General features: G+C 43.4%; 8 protein-coding genes. 2 read left to right on the top strand and 6 right to left on the bottom strand.

What is annotated here, in order from left to right; genetic code table 11:
• Both GX419_12410 and GX419_12405 read left to right on the top strand, forming a co-directional pair.
• Positions 1-263 (top strand): T9SS type A sorting domain-containing protein (locus tag GX419_12410; protein ID NLI25497.1); only part of this gene is annotated, 263 nt, incomplete at its 5' end.
• A gap of 928 nt (positions 264-1,191) precedes the next feature.
• Positions 1,192-1,929 carry a hypothetical protein gene (locus tag GX419_12405; protein NLI25496.1) on the top strand — a complete coding sequence of 246 codons (738 nt, stop codon included), beginning with the start codon at positions 1,192-1,194 and terminating at the stop codon, positions 1,927-1,929.
• 167 nt (positions 1,930-2,096) lie between these two features.
• Here GX419_12405 and GX419_12400 read toward each other — a convergent pair whose 3' ends face one another.
• The 6 genes from GX419_12400 to GX419_12375 all read right to left on the bottom strand — a co-directional run bounded on the left by GX419_12400 (position 2,097) and on the right by GX419_12375 (position 6,955).
• Positions 2,097-2,729, bottom strand: coding sequence for a DedA family protein (locus GX419_12400; protein NLI25495.1), 633 nt, complete (start codon positions 2,727-2,729; stop codon positions 2,097-2,099).
• 125 nt (positions 2,730-2,854) lie between these two features.
• Positions 2,855-3,520 carry an NAD(P)H-binding protein gene (locus GX419_12395; protein ID NLI25494.1) on the bottom strand — a complete coding sequence of 222 codons (666 nt, stop codon included), beginning with the start codon at positions 3,518-3,520 and terminating at the stop codon, positions 2,855-2,857.
• Between the two features lie 31 nt (positions 3,521-3,551).
• Positions 3,552-4,193, bottom strand: coding sequence for a hypothetical protein (locus GX419_12390; protein ID NLI25493.1), 642 nt, complete (start codon positions 4,191-4,193; stop codon positions 3,552-3,554).
• Positions 4,194-4,489: 296 nt separating this feature from the next.
• The gene (locus GX419_12385) at positions 4,490-5,044 is read right to left on the bottom strand and encodes a 2-oxoglutarate ferredoxin oxidoreductase subunit gamma (protein ID NLI25492.1); all 555 of its coding nucleotides are present in this window, start codon (positions 5,042-5,044) and stop codon (positions 4,490-4,492) included.
• A gap of 43 nt (positions 5,045-5,087) precedes the next feature.
• On the bottom strand, positions 5,088-5,879 hold the full coding sequence (locus GX419_12380) for a 2-oxoglutarate oxidoreductase (protein NLI25491.1): 792 nt from the start codon (positions 5,877-5,879) through the stop codon (positions 5,088-5,090).
• Complete coding sequence (locus tag GX419_12375; GenBank protein ID NLI25490.1) at positions 5,876-6,955, bottom strand: 3-methyl-2-oxobutanoate dehydrogenase subunit VorB; 1,080 nt, start codon at positions 6,953-6,955, stop codon at positions 5,876-5,878. Before GX419_12375 ends, GX419_12380 begins: the two co-directional genes overlap by 4 nt.
• Position 6,956: the final 1 nt, after the last annotated feature.

Here is a 6,956-nt window from a genome sequence, read left to right as displayed (position 1 = left end):
TTTTTCGTATCGTCCCTAATCCGGCGGGGAATTATGCTCAAATACTTTTTAGTTCAACATCTCAGGAGGCAATAACTATCAGAATTTATTCCGTAACCGGAAATCTGATCCGCGAATGGACTCTGCATCCGGCTTCCGGTTCAAACAGCATTCAATGGGATCTGACGGATCAGAACAAAAGAAAAGTGAAACAGGGTATGTATTTTTGTTCCCTGTTTTCAGGAACAGAGCATAAAACTGCAAGAATCTCTGTTGCGCCATAATTCATATCCTGCAACCTGTTTGCCCATAACCCCATCCGTTTTTAGGCTGTAAACTATATTCTGCAATGTCGTTTTGCCGTTTTATAATTTGTATCTGTTTGCTCTTTACAGTTTATTATTTGGCAGGATTTGAACAAGGGCAAAGGAAGCATATCATTTAGCCAGGCAAAACATATAAAGGTGCATGTGATTTGCTAATGTTTTCATTTTCTCCCTGTATCACCAGTTTCCTATGAAGTAAATAAGAGCCACAACCAAAATCCATTCTTCAAAAATCAGCCTGAAAAAGAGAATGCAGAACATATGAGAAAATTGGAGTGCTGCATATAAAAATGCAAATTGAAGCATAATCTGCCGAACAATCTATTCCAATTATTTTACCCACTTTAATATTATTTCTCTCGTCGTAGTACAAACACAAAAAATTTCTTATCCCTCCCTCAAAATTTCTATTATGCGAGACATCAAACAAAAGTATGTGAAAACCAAACCGTAAATGCATCCTTTTACTTCAGTAAGCACCTGACCAATACCTGAAAATTGTTCATCAAAAGATAAGTACGAAAAAGGTTCTAAACCTGATTTATTCATTACGAATACCTTTAGATGTGAACTAATGAATTAATCATGTTTACCCCTCACGATTTATCGGGAACCTTTTCAATTCAGCGATAGCGAAGTGAAAAGATTGATTCTTCTTAATCGCATTGCATAAGAATTTTTCTAATGCAATAATTGGGTTAATTGAATTAAAAAGCAGAAAAATCGCCGAATACCGGCATGAACATGGTATCGGGAAAAAGAAAAACTATAAAAATGTTTATAAAAAGATTGAATTATTTTCAAAAAAAATTAAAAAATGTTTTATTTATCAGAAATAAATTTGATATTTGCATTAAATATTAAATTCATTTAATCAAAAAAGCCTATGAAAAAACTGAATTTGTCTCCAGAAGATGCACAGGATCTGGTTCAGGGTTACAAATCAGACCTACGTAAACTCGAATTTGAAGTTGAGCGCATTAAATCGGCAATAGAAATTCTTGAAAAGGGTAAAGTTTCGGAAAGAGGTGAAACAACAACTTCAAAAAAGAGAGGACGGCCCCGCAAGCAATTAGCGGTAGTAATTACACCTGAGAAAAAAGCTGCTAAAGGTAAAAGAGGACGCCCTTCGAAAGCAAAACAAGCAGGGAAGGTTACTGCAAAAAAAGCTAAGGGCAAAGCTAAAGCTGCAAAGCCAAAGAAAGTTAAAACAGCAGTGAAGGCTGCTGCCAAAAAAGCGACAACAAAGAAAACAGCTAAAGCCAAGGTGGTAAAAGAAAAGAAAAAAACTGCTGTTCCGAAGAAAGAAAGGAAACCCAGGACATCCACCGTTGCAGTTGCATGGGATAATTTCGTCCTCGAAACATTAAAAAACAGCGGGAAAGCCATGATAAAATCAGAACTGCTGGAGGCCGCAAAAAAAGCTCCATTAGCAGCAGAAATGGATGAAAAACAGGTCAGCCAGAGGCTTGCCCAGAGCATTCACAAATTATCGAATGTTACCAAGGAAGTTGTGAAGACTTATCACCTGGGCCGCGGACATGCATTCGCACTTAAGGATTGGGTTGACAAAAACGGAGATCTGCTTCCCCAGTATCAGCGGGAAGAAAGCCCAATTGCATAAATAGTTCATAGAGGATTATCTCAGAACTTAATTTCCGACATCCCTTCCATAATTTTAACAGGTCAGCCGGTTGGCTTGCAACGCCAGACCGGCTGACCTGTTTATAATAAATGCTCAAAAGCATTGCCAAAATCAGAAATTATTTGGAAGGTCAGAACTTTTCCCGGTTACTTGCTGCGATTATTAGCTGCACGAACAATTCGGAACGTGATGTACACAACAAACAAAACGCCCAAAACAAGAAGAATCCATGAAATCTCAGTATAATATTTATGGAGCAGTTCCTTTTGCGAATAAAGAGAATAACCCAGCACAGCAAGGATAATATTCCATAATGTTGAACCAAGCACGGTGTATAAAATAAAAGCCGGCACTTTCATCCGCGCAAGACCGGCAGGAATCGAAATCAACTGCCTTACAGCAGGGACAAGTCGTCCGATAAATGTACTGCTGTTCCCAAACTTCAGAAAGTACGCCTCAGCCTTTGCAACATTGTCGGGAGTAATAAGAATAAGATTTGCCAGCCGTGTGTTGGCCAGGCGATAAATGACCGGCCTTCCCAATATCAGGGCAAAATAGTAATTGAACAATGCTCCGATAAGGGCACCAGCACTTCCGGCAAGAACCACAAGAAAAACATTCATGTCTCCCTGAGCAGCCTTCCATGCAGCAGGGGGTATGATGATTTCCGAAGGGAAAGGGATAAAAGAACTTTCAACTGCCATGAGAAGAACCACCGTACCGTAGTTAATATGACCCATGTACCAGTCGGCAACAGTCTGAAAAAAATCAGCGAGCATAAGTATGATTTAAAGGTCTAAAAATAACAAAATCTATTCAGATGCAACTAAACAGCGGTTACTTCCATTCAGGAAGAAACCCTGAAGGTGCCTCATATTATAACCGGATCTAATATTACCTGATTTCACCTTGCTGCTCTTCCCAGAACAGCAATCTGATCAGATGGGATGATCTGACGGCCAATGGTATCAACATCTGCCAGGCGCACCATGGCACGGGCAACGGTTTTGGCATGAATTCCCCTGTAACGCCTCAAAGGCCCAACGAACAGAAACTTCAGGAAAGAATAAATTTGTTTTCCCATTTCTTCGCCAAACCTGAATTCTTCTCTCCTTCCCAGCAACAGGGATGGGCGTAAAATGACAACCTGCGGAATTGCTGTATGGATAAGAAAATTCTCCATTTCTCCTTTCACGCGTAAATAATAATTTTTGCTCTCTGCATCCGCACCAACCGAAGAAATGACCAGAAACTTTTTTACTCCGGCTTTTTCAGCAACTTCAGCAATCGCTGCCACATATTCAAAATCTACCTTGCGAAAATTCTCCTTTGATCCCGCCTTGCGCAGGGTTGTACCAAGACAGCAAAATAGAATATCCCCTGCAATCTGGTTTTCATATGAAGATAGCTTTTCAAAGTCGATGACAATGTTTTCGACTTTAGGGTCATTGAGCGAAAAAGGAGAACGGGTAAATACGCGAATTGTACTGTATTGTTCTTCTTTCAGCAGGTACTGGTAAACATACCGCCCCGTAAGGCCGGTTGCACCAAAGAGAAGGGCCGTCTTCATGAACAGGAATTTTCCTGTAAAGGTAGTACAATCAGTTGAAGAGTACGATAACCAGGCCCATTTCGGCGCTCAGTCCCAATCCTGAGTTTGTCATTGAGATGCCAAGAAAATCTTTCTTGTTTTCCTGCGCCAGATCACCAATAAAATATCCGATGCCTGCAGATCCATCCAGTATCACCCTGCTGTTCAGATGGTATTGTATTCCAGCACCCAGCGTATGCTCCAGGGAACAGGCCCTGCCGGTTATTGTAGCAGACGATTTCAGCCTTTTATCTTTGGAAGACTGAAAGGCAATAGGTACCGCCGTTACATTGTCTTCCATCCTGTAAACAAACTTATATCCGATATATGGGTTAAACTTCCCTTTGGCAGAGGCCAACCCCCTGCGTACTGCCTGGTTCAGGTAATGTTTGTACCGCAGGTTAAGTCCGGCAATCTTCCCATCTGCCTGATCGATAAACATTCCAAGGTACAGCGATTTCTTCAGCCTCTCGACCGAGAGATCGAACGCATAATTGAATCCATGACCACTCGGAGAAAGGCCTTCTCCTATGCGCACCGCGTAACGCGCATAGTCAGGAACCAGAATAAGCTGTTCATCCTGTGCCTTTACAAACACTGAATTCATTATTAAAATACATGTTGTAACGAGATTAACAATCAGTGTTTTCATGGCGGTTGTTTTTCCAATCAAATTTACGCTGTAAAAAGTCCTAAGTTGTTAATTTGGAATTGAGGTTCATCATTAATACAAGTGATTTAAATCACCTTTTTTTTAAAAAATATGTTTTTCTAGCAGACAATTCGTTAGCGTCAATTGCCATTCGCAAAGCAAAATCGGAAATTGTCTATCAGCCCTTGGCCATTGGCTGTGGAGAGAATAAAAGTATGTACAGGAAGGAAATCCCTTTTTTCAAGGGCAGAAAGGAATTCAGGAGAAAGAACAGAAAATATTACCGTTTTGGCAGTTTAACCCGCCACCGCATAGGGTTTTACGAGTTCCATACCGCGCCGTATGGCCTGCTCATTCATCGGAATCAAATGATGGTGGCGTGGAGGAAGCGATTTCTGAAGTCCTTTGATAACGTTTTCAATTTCGATGACTGGTTTCAGCTTCAGATATCCGCCAAGAACCATCATGTTAAATACCCTTCCTGATCCCATGCGCACTGCTTCGTTAGTTGCTTCAATTATATACACCTGAATGTCTTTTCTGACGGGATACCTGGTGATTCCGTTGTTGTCAAAAAGGAGCAATCCCCCGGGTTTCACTTTGGGTTCAAACTTGTCAAGAGATTGCTGATTCAGAATGATAGCTGTATCATATGCATTCAGGATAGGAGAACTGATGCGCTCATCACTCAGGATGACGGTAACGTTGGCAGTGCCACCCCGCATTTCAGGGCCATAGGAAGGCATCCATGAAACTTCCATATTCTGCATAATTCCTGAATAGGCAAGGATCTTTCCCATGGAGAGCACTCCCTGCCCGCCGAAGCCTGCAATAATAATTTCTTCCGTCATGGATCTATTTTTTTCGTGGTAATCGGGTTCATATTGTTGGTCATCAGGCAGTTTTCCCCTGTTCCATCAGTTGTCCGTCAACCTTCAGATCTCCGGGAGGATAAAATGCAAGCATATTTTCTTCCAGCCATTTGTTGGCCTGAACAGGGGTCATTTTCCATCCTGAGTTGCAATTGGAAACAATTTCGACAAAGGAAACTCCTTTGTTAAGCTTTTGATTTTCAAAAGCTTTCCGGATAGCTTTTTTGGCTTTTCTCACGCTGGCCGGGGTATGTACCGATTGTCTTGAAACATAATATGTTCCTGGAAGCTGGGCAACCAGCTCGGTAATTTTGAGAGGATACCCCATCATGGCAACATCCCGTCCAAAAGGGGAAGTAGATGACTTCATACCGGGAATGGTGGTAGGGGCCATTTGTCCACCGGTCATTCCATAGATACCGTTATTGATAAAAATTATGGTAATATTTTCGCCCCGGTTACAACAGTGAATTGTTTCAGAAGTACCAATTGCTGCCAGATCGCCGTCACCCTGGTAGGTGAAAACGAATTTCCCGGGCCATGTACGTTTGATCCCTGTGGCTACTGCCGGAGCACGCCCATGCGCTGCCTCGACCATGTCAATATCCATAAACTCATAGGCCAGTACAGAACATCCGACGGGGGCGATTCCGATTACTTCCGACTGAATACCCATCTCCTCGATTACTTCCATAATCAGCCGGTGGGTGGTGCCGTGCCCGCATCCCGGACAATACGAAAGAGCTTTGTCGGTAAGCAAAGGCGTACGGCGATAGACTATGTTTTCTTCACGAATGATGTCTTCGAGGTTCATACGGCAGGTTTTACAATTTTTTCCTCAAGTGCTTCAAGAACTTCTTCGGGCGAATGGACAGCACCCCCAAAGCGGCCGTAATGTTCAACCGGTATTTTTCCGTTCACGGCCAGCCGCACATCTTCAACCATCTGGCCGGCACTCATTTCAACCGCCAGCATTCCTTTTACCGAATGTGCCAAATCGGCAATAATTTTCTCAGGAAAAGGGAAGAGTGTAATGGGCCTCAAGAGCCCGGCTTTAATTCCCTTTTTCCGCGCAAGCTGGACGGCTTTCTGACAGATACGGGCGCTGGAGCCATAGGCCACAAAAAGGTAGTCAGCATCCTCACAGGCAATTGCTTCGTACCGGACATCCTCCCTGCGCATCCTTGCATATTTTTCCTGCAGGTGATGGTTATGCTTTTCCTGCAAATACGGATCAAGGTTCAGGGAAGTAATAATATTGCGTTGCCGGTCGGAAGTTTTTCCTGTAGTTACCCACGACTGGTCGAATTCGTTCGTTCTGGGAACCGGCTCGAACAATTCAATTTTTTCCATCATCTGTCCAATAACCCCGTCGGAAAGGATCATGGCGGGGTTGCGGTATTTGAAAGCCAGGTCAAATGCCAGTTTTACAAAGTCGGCCATTTCCTGCACCGATGCCGGAGCGAGCACAATCAGGCGGTAATCGCCATGTCCACCTCCCTTGGTTGCCTGAAAGTAATCTGCCTGTGAAGGTTGTATGGTGCCGAGTCCCGGACCGCCCCGTACAACATTTACAATCAGGCAGGGCAGTTCTGCTCCGGCGATGTAGGAAATTCCCTCCTGCATCAGGCTGATTCCGGGGCTTGAGGAGGAAGTCATTACCTTCTTTCCGGTACAGGCGGCACCGTAAACCATGTTGATAGCGGCTACCTCGCTCTCTGCCTGAAGGACCACCATGCCGGTCCGCTCGTGCGGTTTTTCGGCCATCAGGTACTCCAGTACTTCCGACTGAGGTGTAATAGGATATCCAAAATAGGCATCACAGCCTGCCCTGATGGCAGCTTCGGCAATGGCTTCATTGCCTTTCATCAATCGTATTTCGCCCATAATA

Source organism: Bacteroidales bacterium (assembly GCA_012517825.1).
Classification (GTDB): Bacteria; Bacteroidota; Bacteroidia; order Bacteroidales; family JAAYUG01; genus JAAYUG01.
The sequence above is the reverse complement of the archived record's forward strand: the minus strand, read 5'-3'. Positions and strand labels throughout refer to the sequence as shown.

Coding starts and splice junctions, on each gene's coding strand:
- GX419_12405 (NLI25496.1), top strand. CDS start 1,192: ATGAAAAAACTGAATTTGTCTCCAGAAGATGCACAGGATCTGGTTCAG.
- GX419_12400 (NLI25495.1), bottom strand. CDS start 2,729: ATGCTCGCTGATTTTTTTCAGACTGTTGCCGACTGGTACATGGGTCAT.
- GX419_12395 (NLI25494.1), bottom strand. CDS start 3,520: ATGAAGACGGCCCTTCTCTTTGGTGCAACCGGCCTTACGGGGCGGTAT.
- GX419_12390 (NLI25493.1), bottom strand. CDS start 4,193: ATGAAAACACTGATTGTTAATCTCGTTACAACATGTATTTTAATAATG.
- GX419_12385 (NLI25492.1), bottom strand. CDS start 5,044: ATGACGGAAGAAATTATTATTGCAGGCTTCGGCGGGCAGGGAGTGCTC.
- GX419_12380 (NLI25491.1), bottom strand. CDS start 5,879: ATGAACCTCGAAGACATCATTCGTGAAGAAAACATAGTCTATCGCCGT.